The organism is Novosphingobium sp., from assembly GCF_020852455.1.
In the GTDB taxonomy this organism is placed as follows: domain Bacteria; phylum Pseudomonadota; class Alphaproteobacteria; order Sphingomonadales; family Sphingomonadaceae; genus Novosphingobium.
Map to the genome: position 1 here is coordinate 512,150 of NZ_JADZAT010000010.1, position 18,302 is coordinate 530,451.

20 protein-coding genes are annotated in these 18,302 nt (G+C 63.9%); 4 read left to right on the forward strand and 16 right to left on the reverse strand.

Going from position 1 to position 18,302, the window contains the following annotated elements:
- Positions 1-16: 16 nt before the first annotated feature.
- Positions 17-1,177 (reverse strand): aromatic ring-hydroxylating dioxygenase subunit alpha, encoded by a 1,161-nt coding sequence (locus IT549_RS06505; RefSeq protein WP_292971049.1) that lies wholly within the window; start codon positions 1,175-1,177, stop codon positions 17-19.
- Positions 1,178-1,292: 115 nt separating this feature from the next.
- On the opposite strand from IT549_RS06505, the gene IT549_RS06510 reads away from it, so the two are divergent.
- Entirely contained in the window at positions 1,293-2,612 is a 1,320-nt protein-coding gene (locus IT549_RS06510) for an MFS transporter (protein WP_292971120.1), read from the forward strand.
- On the opposite strand, the gene IT549_RS06515 is transcribed toward IT549_RS06510, so the two are convergent.
- The 4 genes from IT549_RS06515 to trpB are packed head-to-tail and all read right to left on the reverse strand — an operon-like array spanning position 2,613 to position 6,770.
- On the reverse strand, positions 2,613-3,920 hold the full coding sequence (locus tag IT549_RS06515) for a folylpolyglutamate synthase/dihydrofolate synthase family protein (protein ID WP_292971051.1): 1,308 nt from the start codon (positions 3,918-3,920) through the stop codon (positions 2,613-2,615).
- Positions 3,921-3,925: 5 nt separating this feature from the next.
- Positions 3,926-4,774: an acetyl-CoA carboxylase, carboxyltransferase subunit beta gene (accD, locus tag IT549_RS06520; protein ID WP_292971053.1), complete on the reverse strand. Its 849-nt coding sequence runs from the start codon at positions 4,772-4,774 to the stop codon at positions 3,926-3,928.
- Positions 4,771-5,556, reverse strand: a complete 786-nt coding sequence (gene trpA, locus IT549_RS06525; protein ID WP_292971055.1) for a tryptophan synthase subunit alpha — start codon at positions 5,554-5,556, stop codon at positions 4,771-4,773. The genes accD and trpA overlap by 4 nt, the downstream gene beginning before the upstream one ends.
- Entirely contained in the window at positions 5,553-6,770 is a 1,218-nt protein-coding gene (trpB, locus tag IT549_RS06530; RefSeq protein ID WP_292971122.1) for a tryptophan synthase subunit beta, read from the reverse strand. The genes trpA and trpB overlap by 4 nt, the downstream gene beginning before the upstream one ends.
- A 463-nt stretch (positions 6,771-7,233) precedes the next feature.
- Between trpB and IT549_RS06535 the strand changes: the two genes are divergently transcribed.
- Positions 7,234-7,701, forward strand: coding sequence for an outer membrane beta-barrel protein (locus IT549_RS06535; RefSeq protein WP_292971057.1), 468 nt, complete (start codon positions 7,234-7,236; stop codon positions 7,699-7,701).
- Positions 7,702-7,902: 201 nt separating this feature from the next.
- Positions 7,903-8,361: a hypothetical protein gene (locus IT549_RS06540; protein WP_292971058.1), complete on the forward strand. Its 459-nt coding sequence runs from the start codon at positions 7,903-7,905 to the stop codon at positions 8,359-8,361.
- A gap of 54 nt (positions 8,362-8,415) precedes the next feature.
- On the opposite strand, the gene IT549_RS06545 is transcribed toward IT549_RS06540, so the two are convergent.
- From IT549_RS06545 to IT549_RS06585, 9 genes are all read right to left on the reverse strand, one after another.
- A complete protein-coding gene (locus tag IT549_RS06545) occupies positions 8,416-9,057 on the reverse strand; it encodes a phosphoribosylanthranilate isomerase (protein WP_292971059.1) in 642 nt (213 codons plus the stop codon).
- A 24-nt stretch (positions 9,058-9,081) separates the two neighbouring features.
- Positions 9,082-9,828, reverse strand: a complete 747-nt coding sequence (locus IT549_RS06550) for an SIMPL domain-containing protein (RefSeq protein ID WP_292971060.1) — start codon at positions 9,826-9,828, stop codon at positions 9,082-9,084.
- A gap of 72 nt (positions 9,829-9,900) precedes the next feature.
- Positions 9,901-10,575, reverse strand: coding sequence for an orotidine-5'-phosphate decarboxylase (pyrF, locus tag IT549_RS06555; protein WP_292971061.1), 675 nt, complete (start codon positions 10,573-10,575; stop codon positions 9,901-9,903).
- Positions 10,572-10,892 (reverse strand): lipopolysaccharide assembly protein LapA domain-containing protein, encoded by a 321-nt coding sequence (locus IT549_RS06560; protein WP_292971062.1) that lies wholly within the window; start codon positions 10,890-10,892, stop codon positions 10,572-10,574. Before IT549_RS06560 ends, pyrF begins: the two co-directional genes overlap by 4 nt.
- A 21-nt stretch (positions 10,893-10,913) precedes the next feature.
- Positions 10,914-11,903, reverse strand: a complete 990-nt coding sequence (locus tag IT549_RS06565; RefSeq protein ID WP_292971063.1) for an alpha/beta hydrolase — start codon at positions 11,901-11,903, stop codon at positions 10,914-10,916.
- Positions 11,904-12,030: 127 nt separating this feature from the next.
- Entirely contained in the window at positions 12,031-13,344 is a 1,314-nt protein-coding gene (gene purB, locus IT549_RS06570) for an adenylosuccinate lyase (RefSeq protein ID WP_292971064.1), read from the reverse strand.
- A 281-nt stretch (positions 13,345-13,625) separates the two neighbouring features.
- A complete protein-coding gene (locus IT549_RS06575; protein WP_365776321.1) occupies positions 13,626-14,054 on the reverse strand; it encodes a putative toxin-antitoxin system toxin component, PIN family in 429 nt (142 codons plus the stop codon).
- 8 nt (positions 14,055-14,062) lie between these two features.
- Complete coding sequence (locus IT549_RS06580; RefSeq protein ID WP_292971065.1) at positions 14,063-14,290, reverse strand: hypothetical protein; 228 nt, start codon at positions 14,288-14,290, stop codon at positions 14,063-14,065.
- A 31-nt stretch (positions 14,291-14,321) separates the two neighbouring features.
- On the reverse strand, positions 14,322-15,008 hold the full coding sequence (locus IT549_RS06585; protein WP_292971066.1) for a VOC family protein: 687 nt from the start codon (positions 15,006-15,008) through the stop codon (positions 14,322-14,324).
- 146 nt (positions 15,009-15,154) lie between these two features.
- Here IT549_RS06585 and IT549_RS06590 point away from each other — a divergent pair, with 146 nt between their 5' ends.
- Entirely contained in the window at positions 15,155-16,546 is a 1,392-nt protein-coding gene (locus IT549_RS06590; RefSeq protein WP_292971126.1) for a glycoside hydrolase family 125 protein, read from the forward strand.
- A gap of 152 nt (positions 16,547-16,698) precedes the next feature.
- On the opposite strand, the gene IT549_RS06595 is transcribed toward IT549_RS06590, so the two are convergent.
- Positions 16,699-17,400, reverse strand: a complete 702-nt coding sequence (locus IT549_RS06595) for an NRDE family protein (protein ID WP_292971067.1) — start codon at positions 17,398-17,400, stop codon at positions 16,699-16,701.
- A gap of 205 nt (positions 17,401-17,605) precedes the next feature.
- Positions 17,606-18,298, reverse strand: a complete 693-nt coding sequence (radC, locus tag IT549_RS06600; protein WP_292971068.1) for a DNA repair protein RadC — start codon at positions 18,296-18,298, stop codon at positions 17,606-17,608.
- Positions 18,299-18,302: the final 4 nt, after the last annotated feature.

Sequence of the window (18,302 nt, forward strand, 5' to 3'; positions counted from 1 at the left end):
GCAAAGCGGCGCTGCGTCACCCCTCGGCCAGTGCCATCTGCTCTTCGCAGATTTCGTGGAACCGGCGGATCCCGCCTTCCAGCGTGCCCAGCGTCAGTTCGCTGATCGCGCCGCTGGCCAGGCCCTGCTGGCCGAGCGCGGCGGCGCGGAAATCCTCACTGGCGAAAACGCCACCATCGAGCAGGCGCCAGCTGCGTTCCCAGTGATCGCGGGCCTTGTCGTCGCGCGGTGCTTCGGGGATCAGCATGAAATCCTCGACCAGGGTGCGGTCATGCCCCTGCGGCCACAGCGTCATCACGTTGATGTAATCGGGGCTGATCACCAGCACCGTGGCCGGGAACAGCTGGTAGGCGAAAGTGCCGATCCGGCGCAGCGCGGTCATATCGGCAAGGTCGACACCTTCCAGTTCCTCGGCTCGGCAGACCAGGCTGCGCTGGTGCGGACCCAGACAATCGCCGCTGGTCACGCCGTCCTTGAAGAAGGGCCCGATCGTCGCGGCGTGAAGCCGCGCGACATGGTAGCTTTCCAGGAAGGCGTCCATGATCAGCTTCCAGTTGGAAGCAACATCATGCGTATGACGGCGAAACAGGTGCAGGCCGCGCATCGCGAAAGCATCGAAATCGCGTCCCAGTTCGCGGGCCAGCATGAAATCGGCATCGCTGCGCGGTGCGTACCAGATCAGCCCTCCGGCCTCGCAGCTGGGCAATTCGACCAGGCCAAAGTCGGACTTGTCGAGCCCGGGGAAAATATCCGCGCGGGGCAGGGCGAGCAGGCGCCCGTCGGTTGAAAAGGTCCAGGCGTGGTACGGGCAAGTCATCCGCTTGGAACATTGCGCCGCGTCACCTTCGACCAGGCGGGTGCCGCGATGGCGGCAGACGTTGAGGAAGACGTGGATTTCGCCCTGATCGTCGCGAGTCACCAGCAGCGGCTTGCCGGTGGCATCGTGCGGGACCGCCATGTTCGGCTGCGGCAACAGCGCCGAGGGGCAAATCACCTGCGGTGCCCGGGCAAAAATCAGCGCCTGCTCGCGGTCCCAATAGCACGGATCGGTATAGACCGATGCTGGGACCGTGGCGATCGCCTGATTGCTGCGCGCGCAGCCAGTGGCGATCAGTTCCGCCAGGGCAAGCTGCCCATCTGTCGGGCGAGTTCCGGGAAGCGTGGATGTCCTGTCCATAGGGACTAGGCATAGCGCATTTCGGCGCTAGGTTCGCTCACAAATTCATCAGAGATTTGAAGGGGACGCCGCCTTGTCTGCCACATTCTGGATCATCGCAGGCTGCGTGGTCGCCATTGCACTGTTGGCCCGACGGGTCCCGGCGCTGCACCCCTATCTTGAAAAGGAATCACTGGCCGCGTTTTTCGTCGGGGTGTCTTCGGGATTCCCTTATGCGATGATCGGCGCAACCCTGACGACCCGGTTGGCGCAGGATGGGATCGACAAGAAGACGGTAACCGCTTTCACGTTGGCCTTCCTGGTTTACAACCTAAAGGTGTTCTGGGCCTGGATCGTCGATGGCGTGCGTTTGCCGTTGATCGGCCGGATGGGGCAACGAGTGTCCTGGATGCTGGTTGCGGGCACCATGGTGATTGCCGCAGTCGTCAACCTGGCGCTGGTTGATCCGACTGCGGATATCGCTGCGACGGCGACTGCCGCGATCCTGGTCGGCATTGCAGGAGCTACCTTTGATATCGTGATCGATGCCTATCGCATCGAAACCCTTAAGCCTGAACAGTTGGGTGTTGGGTCGGGCATGTCGCAATATGGCTGGCGGATAGGGTCTGCCGGAGCTGGGGCCCTGGCATTGGTGGTCGCCGCCAAGAGTGGGTGGAGCAATGCCTACCTGGCCTGCGCCGTCTTTGCGCTGCCGGCGATGTTGACCGCGCTGGTGCTGGGTGAACCGCAACGGCATCGCGAGCCGACGGCACGCAAAGGCCTGGCAGAAGTCTGGCAATCGATTGCCGGGCCATTCGCCGAGTTTTTTCAGCGCAGCGGGGCCGTGTTGGTCCTGGCATTCATCCTGGTTCACAAGATCGGAGATACCCTCGCTAACCTGACCTTCCGGCTGCTGTTCGACGATCTTGGCTTCAGCAACGAAGAAATTGCGCTTTGGGACGTCGGGGTTGGGTTCTGGGCGTACCTGATTGGGATTTTCATAGGCGGTGTGGCCTATGCCCGGATGGGGCTGAAACGATCAGTGCTGCTGGCATTGGTTTTGATGTGCATTTCCAACTTCAGCTTTGCCGCACTGGCAGCGGCGGGGCATTCGAATATTGGCATGGCGGCGGCGATCGGATTTGAAAATGCGGCTTCCGGTTTCGGCGGGGTGGTTGTCGTGGCCTACTTCTCAGCTCTGTGCGACTTGCGATTTACCGCTGCGCAGTATGCGCTGATCTCGGCGGGCGCGAGTGTGATCGGGCGATTCGTTACCGGGACTACCGCAGGCGGAATGATCGAGCAGATGGGGTATGTGAGTTTCTATCTGCTCACCACCGCACTGGCGATACCGGGCATTCTGCTATTCTGGTGGATGAGCCGTACCGGCCTGGTCGATGCCGCGATGGGAACGGCAGGTGGCGGTAAGGACGGTAACGCGGAAACGTTACACTGATCAGTCCGGAAATTCCCGGTTGAGCCGCAGGACTTCCCCGGCCAGGTAAAGCGACCCGGCAATCAGCACGTCACCTTCGCCCGGCAGAGCCCGAAGCGCGGCCTCAACATCGACGAAGGGGCGCACCGGCAGGTCAGCATGGCGCGCGATCTCTTCCGGCGTGTGCGCTTCATGCCCTGGGGCGGGCACCACTGAAAGGCTGAGAAGCCTGCCCTTGAGCGGCGCGACGATCGCCGCCGGATCTTTGCTGGAAAGCATGCCGGTGATGAGGTGGAACGGCGCAGTACCCGCAAAATGCCGGGCAATCGCCAATCCGGCATCGACATTGTGCCCGCCATCGAGCCAGACCTTGCACCCGGGCACCAAAGCGGTCAGCGGGCCATCGGCGAGCAGCTGCAAGCGGGCAGGCCAGCGTGCGGCGCGGATGCCCTTGGCCATGGCTGCGGGTGAAACCGCAACTTGCGACTGGTGGCGCAGCATCGCCACGGCGAGCGCGGCATTGTCGGCCTGGTGCTTGCCCGCCAAGGTAGGGAGGGGCAGGGTGAGTTCACCCTCACGGTCGCGGTAGTTAATCTGTTCACCCAGTTCGGCAATCCAATCGAGATCGCGGATCGCGGTGCGGGCGCCGACCTTCATGGCGTGATCGATGACCGTCTTGGTCACGTCCGGTGCATAGGACTGGGTCACCAGCGGAACACCGGGCCGCGCAATGCCGGCCTTCTCAAAGGCAATTCGGCACATTGGTTTCTGCGGCACACCATCTTCAGGCACCAGCAGGAAACTCTCATGGTCGATCCCCAAGGTGGCGATCCCGCAGGCGGCCTGATGATCGAGCACGTTGGTCGCATCGAACCGCCCGCCCAGGCCAACCTCAATCACGCAGGCGTCGGCGGGAATGCGATGAAGGGCCAGGAACGTGGCCGCAGTGGTCACTTCGAAGAAGCTGGGGGAGAGGTCTTCGCCCAGATCGAGCACTTCCTGCAACAGGTCGGCCAGCAGGTCGTCCGAAATCAGCTCGCCCGCCACCCGGATGCGTTCGTTGTAGCGTACCAGGTGCGGCTTTGTGGCAGCATGGACGGTGTAGCCCTCGGCCTCCAGCATCGCCCGCAGATAGGCACAGGTGCTGCCTTTGCCGTTGGTCCCGGCAACATGGAACACCGGCGGCAGATGCTTGTGCGGATCGCCCAGCCGCGCCAGCAGTTCATGGATCACCTCCAGCCCCAGCCGCCCGGTCGGCAGGCTCAGCGCCCCCAGCCGGTCAAGCTGCGCCTGGACGCGCGGGTGGTCGGAGACGGCGAAGTCCTTCACGCGGCTCAGGCCGCCTTGGCTGCCGTCAGGTAGTCAAGCAGGCTCGCCAGCGTGGCCTTCAGTTCGCGGCGGTGCACCACCATGTCGACCATGCCGTGTTCGTGCAGGTATTCGGCACGCTGAAAGCCTTCGGGCAGCTTTTCGCGGATCGTGTCCTGGATAACGCGCTGGCCGGCGAAACCGATCAAGCAGCCGGGTTCGGCAATGTGGACATCGCCCAGCATCGCATAACTAGCGGTAACCCCGCCGGTGGTCGGATCGGTCAGCACCACGATGTAGGGCAGGCCGGCACGCCTGAGGCGGCTGATTGCGACGGTGGCCTTGGGCATCTGCATCAGGCTGAGAATACCCTCCTGCATCCGCGCGCCGCCGGCGGCGGTGCAGATCACATAGCCGCACTTGTCCTTGATCGCGCGATCGATCCCGGCAACGAAGGTCGACCCCACTGCCATGCCCATCGACCCGCCCATGAAGGCAAAGTCCTGGACGCCCAGCACCACCTTGTGTCCGTCGATTGTGCCGGCGGCATTGGTCAGCGCATCGGGATGCGGATTGGCGGCGCGGGCAGCCTTGAGTCGTTCGGGGTACTTCTTCGAATCCTTGAACTTCAGCGGGTCTTCCTTGACCTTGGGCGTTTCAAGGATCGTGAAGCCTTCGTCCAGCAGGTGCGCAAAGCGAGCGTCGGCGCCGATCCGGCCATGATGATCGCAGCGCGGGCAGACGCTCTGGTTGTCTTCGTATTCCTTGGTGAACAGCATTTCCTTGCACGAAGGGCAGCTCGTCCACAGGTTGTCGGGCGTGTCGCGCTTGTCCTTGAACGGCAGCGCTTTGCGAACGCGATCAATCCAGCTCATGCGCTTTCCCTAGCGGAATGGACGGCATCGGCAAGCGCCTTGGTCAGGTCGAACACCGCCTTTGGGGCATCGGCGCCATGCTGGCCGACCAGCTCAACCAAAGCCGAGCCGACCACCACGCCGTGTGAGACCTTGGCAATCGCCGCAGCCTGTTCCGGGGTGCGCACGCCAAAGCCGACCGCGATCGGCAAATCGGTCGCGGCCCTCAGCCGGGCCACAGCATCCTCGATGCTGGCCTGCGCGGCCTGCTGCAGTCCGGTGATCCCGGCAACCGAGACGTAATAGAGAAAACCTGACGATCCCTCCAGCACCGCCGGCAACCGCGCTGCATCGGTGGTGGGGGTAGCCAGGCGGATCAGGCTGACGCCAGCCGCGCGCAGCGCCGGGCCCAGCTCCTGGTCTTCCTCGGGCGGGATGTCGACGCAGATCACGCCATCGACGCCGGCCTTGCGGCACTGGTCGGCGAACCATTCGGGCCCGCGGATCGTCATCGGGTTGGCATAGCCCATCAGTACCAGCGGGGTGCCGGGATGGCGCGCGCGGAAATCAGCAGCGATGCGGATGATGTCGGCGGTCTTGGTGCCGGCACCCAGGCTGCGCAGATTGGCCTGCTGGATCGCCGGGCCATCGGCCATCGGATCGGTGAAGGGCATGCCCAGCTCGATCACATCGGCCCCGGCCTCGACCAGCGCGTCGAGAATGGTGTCGGTCGGTCCGTCGCCGCCGGTTACGAAGGTGACGAGGGCAGGGCCCTTGGCGAAGGCGGACTGCAGGCGGCTCACAGTTCCACCCCCAGGTGGTCCGCTACCGAGAAAATATCCTTGTCGCCGCGTCCGCACAGGTTGGCGAGGATGATCTGGTCCTTGCCCATGGTCGGCGCGATCTTCTTCACTGCGGCGATCGCATGGCTGGGTTCCAACGCAGGGATGATCCCCTCGGTCCGGCACAGCAACTGGAAGGCGTCCAGCGCCTCGTCATCGGTTACGCTGGTATATTCGGCGCGGCCGACTTCCTTCAGCCAGGCGTGCTCCGGCCCGATCCCTGGATAGTCGAGCCCCGCGCTGATCGAGTGGCCTTCGATGATCTGGCCATCTTCGTCCTGCAGCAGGTAGGTCTTGTTGCCGTGGAGGATGCCGGGGCGCCCGCCGGCTAGCGAAGCGGCGTGGTCCTTGTCGAGGCCATAGCCGGCTGCTTCGACGCCCAGCATCCTCACGCTCGGATCGTCGAGGAACGGGTGGAACAGCCCGATCGCATTGCTGCCGCCGCCGATCGCCGCGACCAAAAGGTCAGGCAGGCGGCCGGTGCGGGCCAGCATCTGCGCGCGGGCTTCGCGGCCGATCACGGACTGGAAATCGCGGACCAGCTCTGGATAGGGGTGCGGGCCGGCGGCGGTGCCGATGATGTAGAATGTATCGTGGACGTTCGCGACCCAGTCGCGCAGCGCCTCGTTCATGGCGTCCTTCAGCGTCGCGGCTCCGGCGGTAACCGGGCGGACTTCGGCGCCAAGCAGCTTCATGCGAAACACGTTGGGTGCCTGGCGGGCCACGTCGGTCGCGCCCATGAACACGGTGCAGGGCAGGCCGAACCGCGCGCAGACAGTCGCCGTGGCCACGCCGTGCTGACCCGCGCCGGTTTCGGCGATGATCCGGGTCTTGCCCATCCGCATCGCCAGCAGGATCTGGCCGATGCAGTTGTTGATCTTGTGCGCGCCGGTGTGGTTCAGCTCGTCGCGCTTGAACCACACTTGTGCGCCGCCGAGTTCTTCAGTGATGCGCGGAGCAAAATAGAGCGGGCTGGGCCGACCTACATAGTGTTCAAGCAGATCGTCGAACTCGGCCTGGAAAGCCGGGTCGGCCTTGGCCTTGTTGTACTCCCGCTCAAGGTCGAGGATTAGCGGCATCAGCGTTTCGGCAACATAGCGCCCGCCGAACTGGCCAAAATGGCCCCGGTCGTCAGGTTGGTTGCGGAACGAATTTTTTTGGTGCTCGGCGTTCATGACAGTGCCGCGCTTGGCAGAGTGGAGCGGTGAAGTCCAGCCTGCGCGCGGGATTGCGCGGCCCGGCATGACAAGCTGAGCGGTGCGGGGGTGTTGCGTAGGTGCAACAGCAAATGGGTCTCGCGAAGCGATCGCAGGAGAGGGGCATTGAAAGCTGTACATGTCGGCACCATTTGTCAGCGACAGGACCTGAGTGGCTTAGGCGGAATCTAGGTTTTCCGCATACTTTGGACATGTTCCGGTAACTTCTTCTTAAGAAATTCCTGACGACCGCATGTCGTATTTTTACAAAGTGCCCCCCGTTGATGACGGAAACATACAATAAATGTTGCATCAATGTCACAGGTCTAGGTTTGATTGAGGTTATTTCGTCACGTTCATCTGGCGCTAAGCTTCGAAACCCCTAAATAGTCGTCGTCGATAAGACCAAAGGGGCGCAACAACCTTTGCAGGAGTATCTGAAATGAAAAAGTTTATCCTTCCCGTTCTGGCCACTCTGGCCGTCGCTACCCCGGCCATGGCCAACGAAGCTCGCGTTGAAGCGCGCGGCGGCGTGATCTGGTCGGGCGGCGGCAGCGAAGACGTCTGGGGCATGGCTGCCGGTTACGATTTCGATCTCGGCGAAAAGGCTTTCGCTGGCGTTGAAGTGTCGGGCGACAAGATTGGCACCAGCAACACTGTCGTTTCGTGGGGCTTCAGCACCCGCCTGGGCATGAAGGCCGGCGAAAAGACCCGTATTTACGCCAACGGTGGCTACAACACCAAGTATTGCGACTTCCCGGGCTGCGAAGGCCAGTGGGCTCTCGGTGCTGGCGCTGAACAGACCGTTTCGGGTCCGGTTTACGTCAAGGTGGAATATCGCCACCTGTTCGAAAAGGGCCTGGTGCCCAGCGCGGACGCTCTCGGAGCTGGCGTTGGCGTGCGCTTCTAAGCGCACTGCCAAGCAAACGATTGGGGCGGTCCGGCAACGGGCCGCCCTTTTCATATCTGCACGTCTGGTCAATTCGGGGGATGTTGCCGAAACAGCACATTTAGTTTCCAAAACGTCACACGGCAGTTGATTGTTAACCGGTGCAGTGGTTAGGGCTGAAACCAGCTTTCGACCTGATTTTGATTTTGAGGACTACAAACCATGAAGAAGTTCATCCTGCCCGTTCTTGCATCGCTTGCCGTTGCTGCCCCCGCCATGGCTGGCGAAGCCCGCGTTGAAGCGCGCGGCGGTGTCGTTTGGGACGGTTCCAACAGCGAAGATTTCTGGGGCATGGCCGCTGGCTATGACTTCGACCTTGACGACAAGGCCTTCCTGGGTCTCGAAGTTTCGGGCGACAAGATCGGAAGCTCGGGCACCAAGGTTGCCTTCGGCTTCACCGGCCGCGCCGGTGTCAAGGTGCTCGAAAAGGGCAAGCTGTTCGTTGACACTGGCTACACCACCGAACCCTGCAACGGCTGCGACGGTGCGGTGCACTTTGGCGGCGGCTACCAGCACTCGATCACCGACAACATCTATGTGAAGGTGGCCTATCGCCGGTTCTTCTACAGCACCGCCAGCGATCTCAACGCGGCTACCGCTGGCGTCGGCTTCAAGTTCTAAGCCGCAAGCCAACACGGCATGCAAAGGGCGGTCCGGCAACGGGCCGCCCTTTTGCTATGCGCTGCGGGCGGCTTTGCAGAACGCGGCGATCTTGTCCGGATCCTTTACCCCGGGTGCGCTTTCAATCCCGCTGGCGGTATCGACCAGCGGCGCACCACTAATCCGCGCGGCTTCGGCGACGTTGTCGGCGGATAGTCCGCCGGCGAGGCCCCAGGGCAGGCCGAGCCGCAAGTTGCTGAGCAGCTTCCAGTCGAAGACCAGGCCCATACCGCCGGGCAGGGTGCCTTTGGGTGTCTTGGCATCGAACAGTACCAGTTGCACGGCCTCGCGATAGCGCTCGGCCCGGGCAATATCGTCCGGCCCGGCAACGCTGATTACTTTCCAAACGGGCAGTCCCAGCCGGCTGCCAAGCTGGGCGGCCCGTTCGGGGTTTTCTCCGCCATGCAACTGGACCGCGTCGAGCCTCGCTGCCGCTGCTGCCTCGGCCATCGCGGCTTCATCGGCATCGACGAAGACCCCGACCCGGGTGATCCGCCCCTCGGCCCTGACGCCCAGCGCGGCGGCCTGATCCAGCGCCAGGAACCGCGGTGAGGGCGGGTAGAAGTTGAACCCGACATAGTCCGCACACGCCGCCAGCGCCGCGTCGAGCGCTTCAGGGGTGTTGATACCGCACAGTTTGATGGCCGGGGCGGGCATGTGCCGCCCCTAGCCGCCCGGCGCTCAGGGCGCCAGTTCGAACTGCACGCTTACATTGACCGCGGCTTCCACTTCCCCGGCCGAGATCGGCGTCGGGGCGGCGTCGGCCATGGCCATCTTCGCGCCGTACATCACCGGCATCGGCGGAGAATAGCCGCCGCCTTCGCTGATCGAGACGATGCGAACCACCCGCAGTCCAGCAGCCCGGGCATAGAGGTCAGCCCGCGCCCGGGCGTTCTTCATCGCGGCGACCCGTGCCTCGTCGGTCGCAGCCGAAGGATTGGACATCTGGAAGCTGGGGCCGCTGATCTGGTTGGCGCCCGAAGCGACCAGCGCGTCGAGCACCTTGCCGAAGCCCTTGATGTCGCGGCTGCGCACGGTGACCGTGTTGTTGGCCTGATAGCCGACAATCCGCGGTTCCTGGGTGACCTGGCCATTCGGGCCGACCACCGGCTGGCCATAGACCGGGTTCAGGCTGATGTTGCTGGTCTGGACGTCCTTGTCGGCGATGCCGGCCTTCTTCAGCGACGCGAGCACCCGGTTCATCGCGGCAGCATTGGCAGCCAGTGCCTCGCTGGCGGTCCGGCCTTCGCTGACCACACCGGCGCTGAACACCGCCAGATCTGGCACCCGGGTGCTCTTGCCATCGGCGCTGACGCTGAGCAGGGTGGAGCTGGCGGCGATCGCGGGCTGGGTGTCGTGGGCCATGGCGGTTCCCGGAAGCGAGAGGGCAAGGGCAAGCGGAGCGAGGGCGAATTTGAGCGATTTCATGGTATTACTCCTTGGAGTTGGCAACCGGTATGGCGTCGCCCGCCTTTCGCCTAGCTGAACTGAGGTTCGCCCCTAGAGCGTGGCCTCGATCGCTTTGGCAGCCGCCACCGGATCATCCGCGCGCGCAATCGGGCGGCCGATCACCAGCACCGATGCCCCGGCATCGCGCGCCTGACGCGGGGTTACCGCGCGCTTCTGGTCACCCAGCTTGGCATCGGCCGGACGCAGGCCCGGAACCACGAAGAACCCGTCCTTCCACTGCGAATGGACCGCGCCAACCTCGTGTCCCGAGCAGACGATCCCGTCGAGGCCCGATGCATGCGCCAGTTCGGCCAGCCGCATCACCTGGTCATGGGGTGTGCCCCCGATTCCCGTGGCGGCCATGTCGGTTTCATCAAGGCTGGTCAGCAGCGTCACGCCCACCACCTTGCAATGTTCGCCTGCCGCGGCCTTGGCATCTTCCATCATCGCCCGTCCGCCGCCGGCGTGGACAGTGACGATCGCCGGTTCGAGAACATGGATCGCCTGCATCGCCCCGGCGACGGTGTTGGGAATGTCATGCAGCTTGAGGTCGAGGAAGATCGGCAGTCCGATCTTGGCAATCTCGTGCACCCCGTGATGGCCATGGGCATAGAAAAATTCCATGCCAAGCTTCAGCCCGCCGACGTGGTCCTTGACCTTGCGGGCCACGGCATCGGCGGTTTCCAGGCGGGGAAAATCGAGTGCAAGATAGATCGGATTGGTCATAGCGGGTTGGCCGGTGGCTCCTGACGGGCATCGAGTTGCGAGGTGGTGGCGACGGGCGCCGGGTTGGTGGAGGTGGCCGCCTTGACCGAGTTTTCGAGTGCCCCGATCCGCCGGTTCCAGCGCCAGGCCGCGCCCTTGTGCAGCAGCCACATCGGCAAGAGGCCGAGGAGGAACGAAGCCAGCACCAGCGCGGGCAACTTGGTCTGGAGGATCAGCCCCTCCCAGATCTTCACTTCAACGTCCTGCCAGTTGTTGATCGAGAACAGCAGCAGCGCCACCAGCAGCAGCACCCACACGATCGTCCGGATCACTTGCATCGGTCTGGTCCTCCTTCGCGTTCAGGGGGTTGGGGCGATGCTAGGCAAGTTGCCGGGCGTTGCAACGCCTTTCGACAGAAAGGCGTCGAGATCGGCGACGGTCTGGTCAGGCGCCTCTTCCATCGGAATGTGGCCAATACCCGGATAGACGATCTTGATCGAACCGGGGATCCGCGCGGCGAACCAGTCGGCACTGGAAACCGGGATCAGCTTGTCTTCCGCGCCCCACAGGATCAGCGTCGGGGTCTTGATTGTGCTGACCTTGCCGATGTCGCGGGTCCGGCCGGAATAGGCTGCAAAGCGCTGCCCGGTGGCCTTGCGGTTGCCGGGATAGCGATTGAGCTCCCAATAGCGATCGATAGCTTCCGGCGTGACAATTGCCTGGTTTGAAACCGACTGGTGCATCGATTTTTCAAACAGGGAACGCGGAGTGATGACCAGCGCCAGCTGGTTGAGGCCGGGCGTTCGGGCGATGCGGAAGCCGATCGGCAGCTGCTTTTTGGGATCCTCGGGCGGGCCGCTGGAATCGATCAGCACCAGGTGGGTCAGCTTGTCCGGATGGGCCAGGGCATATTCCCAGGCGACGAATCCGCCCATCGAATTGCCGGCCAGCGCAAACCTGCCGATCTTCAGCTTGACCATCAGCGCATCGAGCGTGCTGACAAAGGCGTCGCTATCGTACTGGCCAGAGGGATTGGGGCCGGTCAGGCCGTGGCCGATCTGGTCAAGTCTGATGATCCGGTACCTGGCCTTGAGCCGATCCACCCATGGCTGCCAGGTGTGGAGCGAGGCGTTCGAACCGTGCAGCAGCACCAGAACCGGGCCATCGCGCTTGCCCTCGTCGCGGACATGCATGGTCAGGCCGCCGCCCAGATCGACGAATTGCGAGGCGGCATTGGCATACTTGGCCTTCATCGCGGCCGGATCGGTATCGGGTGCATAGCCCCAAACGAACAGCGCCATCAGCGCCACCGCCAGCAGGCCGAATGCATATTTGACCAGGCGCTTCATCACAATCTCTCTCTTGTCCCGTCACCCCGGGCTTGACCCGGGGTCCCGCTTGTTCTTCGAGCGCAGTCTTGTCCCTGAAGCGGGACCCCGGATCAAGTCCGGGGTGACGAGCCAGATGGGATTGCGCCTATTCCCCGAACACCCGGGCGAAGATCGTGTCGATCGCCTTGAAGTGGTAGTCGAGGTTGAACTTCTCTTCGAGTTCGGCGGCGCTCATCACTGCGCTGACTTCCGGATCGGCTTTCAGCAGTTCGAGCAGCGAGAGCTGGCCGTCGGATTCCCACACCTTCATTGCATTGCGCTGGACCAGCCGATAGCTGGCATCGCGTTCCAGTCCGGCCTGAGTCAGCGCCAGCAGCACCCGCTGCGAATGGACCAGTCCGCCCATCTTGTTGAGGTTCTTTTCCATCCGTTCGGGATAGATCACCAGCTTGTCCACCACCGAGGTCAGCCGGGCCAGCGCGAAGTCGAGCGTGATCGTGGCGTCGGGCCCGATGAAGCGTTCGACCGAGGAGTGCGAGATATCGCGCTCATGCCACAGCGCGACGTTTTCCAGCGCCGGGGTAACCGCCGAACGGACCATCCGGGCCAGTCCGGTCAGGTTCTCGGTCAGCACCGGGTTGCGCTTGTGCGGCATCGCCGACGAGCCCTTCTGGCCTGGCGAGAAGTATTCCTCTGCTTCCAGCACTTCGGTGCGCTGCAGGTGGCGGATTTCGATCGCCAGGCGTTCGATGCTGCTGGCGATCACGCCCAGCGTGGCGAAGAACATCGCATGGCGATCGCGCGGGATCACCTGGGTGCTGACGGTTTCGGGAACCAGCCCCAGCTTGTCCGCCACATATTCCTCAACCGACGGGTCGATATTGGCGAAAGTGCCCACCGCGCCGCTGATCGCGCAGGTGGCCACTTCGGCGCGGGCGGCAATCAGCCGCGCCTTGCAGCGGGCGAATTCGGCATAGGCTTCGGCCAGCTTCTTGCCGAAGGTGGTCGGTTCGGCATGGATCCCGTGGCTGCGGCCGATGGTGGGCGTGTACTTGTGTTCCAGCGCGCGGCGCTTGATCGCGGCCAGCAGCGCGTCAAGGTCCGCCAACAGCAGGTCAGAGGCGCGAGCCAATTGCACCGCCAGCGTGGTATCGAGCACGTCAGAGCTGGTCATCCCCTGGTGCATGAAGCGCGCTTCGGGGCCAACCTGCTGGGCGACCCAATCGAGGAAGGCGATCACGTCGTGCTTGGTCACCGCTTCAATCGCGTCGATCGCGGCCACGTCGATCGCCGGATTGGTCGCCCACCAGTCCCACAGCGCCTTGGCGCCGCTGGCCGGCACCACGCCCAGTTCGCCCAGCTTCTCGGTCGCGTGCGCCTCGATTTCGAACCAGATGCGATAGCGCGCTTCCGGCTCCCAGATCGCGACCATCGCGGGGCGGGCGTAACGGGGGACCATGGTTTCGACTCCTGCTGGGAATGTGAGGCGGCGCTAGGGGGAGGGGGCGGATAAGGCAAGGGGGCGGGTCAGTTGCAGAATGCGCAAGTTGATAAAACACATCCTGGCAACACTTATGTGTGGCCATAGCGAGGGGCCCAGATGCACGAAAGCCGCGCTGGTGGCGCGGCTTTCGGGTGGTATGGGCTCTGCTGTGTCACGCGGATCGCCGCGCCGGGTCTGTCGGGGGCATGGGGCCGAGTGTGGCAGGTTTGGATGATGTAGGAAAGCTGGTGCCGATCTCAGCCCTTGCGAAGAACCTTCAGCAGCGAAAGGCTTTCGGCAACTGTGAGGATGGCGATACCGTCCCAAGCGCTCAGGACCAGCAAGTCATCATCGCCTGTCACAACCACATTGGCCCGGGCCGCTTGCGCGCAAGCCAGAACGAAATCATCGTCGGCATCGCGGGAAGCAGGCCTTGCCAGGTCGCCATGTTCAACCATCTGAACCACACTGCGGTAGTTTGCGACATGCTGATCGGGAGCAAGTCCGGTTTGCCCCACACGGTTGATCAGTTTTGGCTTGCGCAGTGATTGGGCAAGTTCGTCCAGCAGTCGCTCGCTGGAATAGAGCCTGATGGCCTGCGTCGCGCAGAGGTTGATCAATTCGGCGGGTTTTCCGCCCCACAGCAATGCCGACAGTACAACATTGGTATCCAGAACCAGACGGATCGGATCATTTAAGCGCGGCGTTTCCGCACTGAATCCACAATTGCCTGCAGTTCCCTGGCAGTCATTGGCTTACCTGGACCAGCCTTGCTGCGCGCATCCTGCATTCGCTCAAGCGCCTTGCGCCGAACCTCGTCCTGCAGCAGGTCAGCCAGGGCGGCAGGCGACAACAGGCCAGCTTCCCGTGCATCGCGGGCAAGCTGATCAGAAATGTCGATGCTCAGTTCGAGTTTGGTCATGTCTGATCCATAGCGGATTTTTGCCGATCAGTCACGCCGCCACCGGCGGCTCATTGTAGCTACCCTGGGCAGTGATCGCCGCATCCGGCGCGGACAGGATCGATTTCAGCACTTCGGGCGGATAGCCAAGCTGCGGCTTGCTGGCGTCGAAGGCGGGCTGGGCGACCGGGCTGTCGGCGGTGCAGGGTGCGGGGTTGAGCATGGCCTGCGCCTCTTCGCCGCTGATCCCGCATTCCGCCAGCATGGCCGGATCGACCCAGCGGGCCGGATCGACCGCGCTCACCGCGCAGGCTACTTCCAGCGTCAGCCCTTCGGGCCCGGCGAAATAGATCGACTTGCAAAAGCCATGCCCGATCGGGCCGATCGCCGGCACGCCGTGGCTGCGGATCCGGTCGCGCATGGCGATCAGGCCGTCCTCATCCGGAGCGCGGAAGGCGATGTGCTGGGTGACGCCCGCCGCCACCTTGCCCGCGCCGGTGCCGGCATGGGTGATGCCGATGGTGCTGGGGATTTCCTCGATTCCCGCCAGTTCGACCACCGAGAAGAAGCTGTCGTCCGCCATCTTCAGGAAGGCATGCTTGCCGCCTGGCACGCCGTGCATCTCGAACAGGCCGACCAGCGGGAAACCCATCACCTGGGTAAAGAAAGTCAGCTGTTCCTTCATGTTGGCTGACATGATCGCGATGTGGTGGATGCCATCGGGCTGCTGGGTGCGCATAGGTGCCTCTCCTGTTCGAAAGAAGGCTAGCACGGATCGGGCAATTTGCCAGCGGGGGCTTGAACGGCTGGCAGGAACCGGCCACCAAGCAGGACGTGCAGTCGCTTGCTTTTCATCGCCGTTCGTTTCTGGCCGCCGGGGCGGCCATGCTGTTCGCGGGGCAGGCGCTGCGCGCGCAGGAGGTTCGCATGTTCCAGTCCAACCGTCCGCCGCTGGCATCGCGCCGGTTCGTCTCCGCTGCGGTCGAACGCGAGATTGACCGCGTTTCCGCGCTGATCCGCGATCCCGAACTGCGCTGGCTGTTTGCCAACTGCTATCCCAATACGCTCGATACCACGGTCTTCATGGGGCAGGCGGATGGTCATGACGATGCCTTTGTCATCACCGGCGATATCGATGCGCTGTGGCTGCGTGACAGCGCCGCGCAGGTTCGCCCGTACCTGCATCTGGCCCGCAGCGATGCGCAATTGCGCACGCTCTATCGCGGGCTGATCCGCCGCCATGCGCGCTGCGTGCTGCTGGATCCCTATGCCAATGCCTTCACCCGCGATCCCGCTTCGCGCGACGGGCTGCACTGGTCGCGGCGCGACAAGACCGAGATGAAGCCGGGCGTGGCCGAGCGCAAATGGGAAGTGGATTCGCTGTGCTATGTGCTGCGGCTGGCCCATGATTACTGGCGGGAAAGCGGCGATGTGGAGCCGTTCGATGCCACCTGGGCCAAGGCTGCGCGCACGATCGTGGCGACATTCAAGGAACAGCAGCGCGTTGGCGGACCCGGCCCCTATCGGTTCCAGCGCAATTCCGACCAGCCGACCGAGACCACGCTCGCCGGGATCGGCGTGCCGACCCGCAAGACCGGATTGATCCATTCGGCCTTCCGCCCCAGCGACGATGCCTGCACCTTTCCCTGCAACATCCCTGGCAACCTGTTTGCGGTCGCCACCCTGCGTGAACTGGCCGAGATGGCGGGCGGGGTGCTGCACGATGCGGCGCTCGCGGCCGAAGCGCTGGCGCTGGCCGACGAGGTCGAGAAGGCGGTCTATGCCCACGGCACCATGCAGTTGCCCGACGGACGGCGGGTCTTTGCCTATGAAACCGATGGCTATGGCAACCACCTGTTCATGGACGATGCCAATGTCCCCTCGCTGCTGGGGCTGGCCTATCTGCGTTCGGTTCCGGCCGACAGCGCGCTCTACCAGACCACCGCGCAGGCGGTGTGGAGCGATGCCAACCCGTGGTTTTTCAAGGGCCGCGCTGCCGAGGGAATCGGCGGGCCGCATATCGGCGAGGGGCAGGTCTGGCCGATGTCGATCATCCTGCGCGCGCTATCGTCCAGCGACGATGCAGTGATCGCCGCAGCGCTCCAGACCCTGCGCGCCACCCATGCCGGCACCGGCTTCATGCACGAAGCCTTCGACAAGGACGATCCGGCCAGGTTCACCCGCAAATGGTTCGCCTGGGTCAACGGGCTGTTCGGCGAGCTGGTGGTCAAGGTCGCGAACGAGCGGCCGCATTTGCTGGCAGCGGACTTCGCCTGAACACGCAAGGTTCCTTCGCAAAATAAACGCCGTCACCCCGGACTTGATCCGGGGTCCAGCTGCCTTTTCCACCCTGTCCGATTGCGCCAAGGTCGAAGAAGAAAAGCGGGATCCCGGGTCAAGCCCGGGATGACGGGAAAGGGTGGGGCTGGCTATCGGGCCCAGCGGAATGTCAGCGCCACCGCTCCGGTCACTGCTCCCGACTGATCAAAGCTGCGCTCGGTGATCCGCCCGCGGCCCTCGGCATCGACCAGGATCACGGTTGAACAGCGCGTGCCGTAGGTCGGGTTGACGATGAACACCGATGAGAAAGCGTCTTCGGGATCGGGGCTCTGGGTGGTCTCATCGCGTAGCGCAGCGAACAGCGGGGCCTGATCGCTCCCGTGCCCAAGCCAGTCCGCCAGCGCTGCTTCAAGCCGCGCGGTCTTGAACCAGCGGTCGCCATGCGCGCCGTTCGACAGGCCGTGGATACAGGGATCAAGCGGCATGGAAAACGGTTCGGGGTGGTTGGTGTAAAGCGTCAGGCCGTCCGGCCCGGCCAGCCACAGGTTGAACGGGTTCATCGTCTGCGTCTGCACAGGCGGCGCACCGCGCAGCCAGTCCGCCACCAGGGCCCCGCGCGAGGCGAGTTCGGCCCGGGGATAGCCCGGCACCCGCAGGTTGGTGACCAGCCCGAAGCGGCTTTCGCTGACCCCCAGCCAGGTTCCTCCGGCGGTCAGGTCACGCCCGGCGATCACGCCATCGCCCCAGGCCGCCAGCGGGGCAGTCGGGCGGGCGTGGTATTCATCGCGGTTGCCCACCGCCACCATCCGCCAGTCCGGATGCGCATTCCAGGCAATCGCGGCTACGCACATGGTTCAGCAACCGACCTTCCCCCTCGATGGGGGAAGGATACGAAGCCTTGGCGACGCAGGAGCCTAGGCGCAGTTGGATGGGGGTGCAGGTGCGGCCCCGAGCATTCGTGGAGGCGAGCACACCCCCACCCAACCTTCGCTAGGCGGCAAGCCGCCAAGCTTCGGTATCCCTCCCCCATCAAGGGGGAGGCGAGGGCCGGCCCATTCATATCAGCCCCTTGGCTTTCAGGCTGACATGGCCTTCGCGGCCGATGATCACGTGATCGTGAACCACGATCCCCAGCAGCCGCCCGGCTTCGGCGATCCGCTGGGTGATCTGCACGTCGGCGCGGCTGGGTTCGGGTGAGCCGGAGGGGTGATTGTGGACCAGGATCAGCGCCGAAGCGCCCAGGTCCAGCGCCTTCTTCACCACCTCGCGCGGGTGGACTGCGGCCTCGTCAAGCGTGCCATCGGTCACCAGATCGTCAAGCACCAGCCGGTTCCTGGTATCAAGGTACAGCACCCGCACGCGTTCGTGGTTGAGGTGCGCCATGTCGATCGTCAGGTAATCGATCAGCGCCTGCCATGAGGCCAGCAACGGCGCTTCCTTCAGCCCGGTGCGGGCCAGCCGCCGCGCGGCCAGCACCACGATCTTCAGCGCCGCCGCGCTGGTTTCGCCCATGCCGGGGTGCTTGGCCAGCGCTGCGGGATCGGCGTTGAACACGCCGGCCAGATTGCCGAACCGGTCAAGCAGGCTCTTGGCCAGCGGCTTGACATCGCGGCGCGGGATCGCGGTCATCAGCAGGTATTCCAGCACTTCGTAATCGGCCAGCGCCTCGGCCCCGCCGGACAGCAGGCGGGTGCGCAGCCGGGCCCGGTGGCCTTCGCCATGATGCGGCTGATCGCTCTTTTCGGGCACGCGC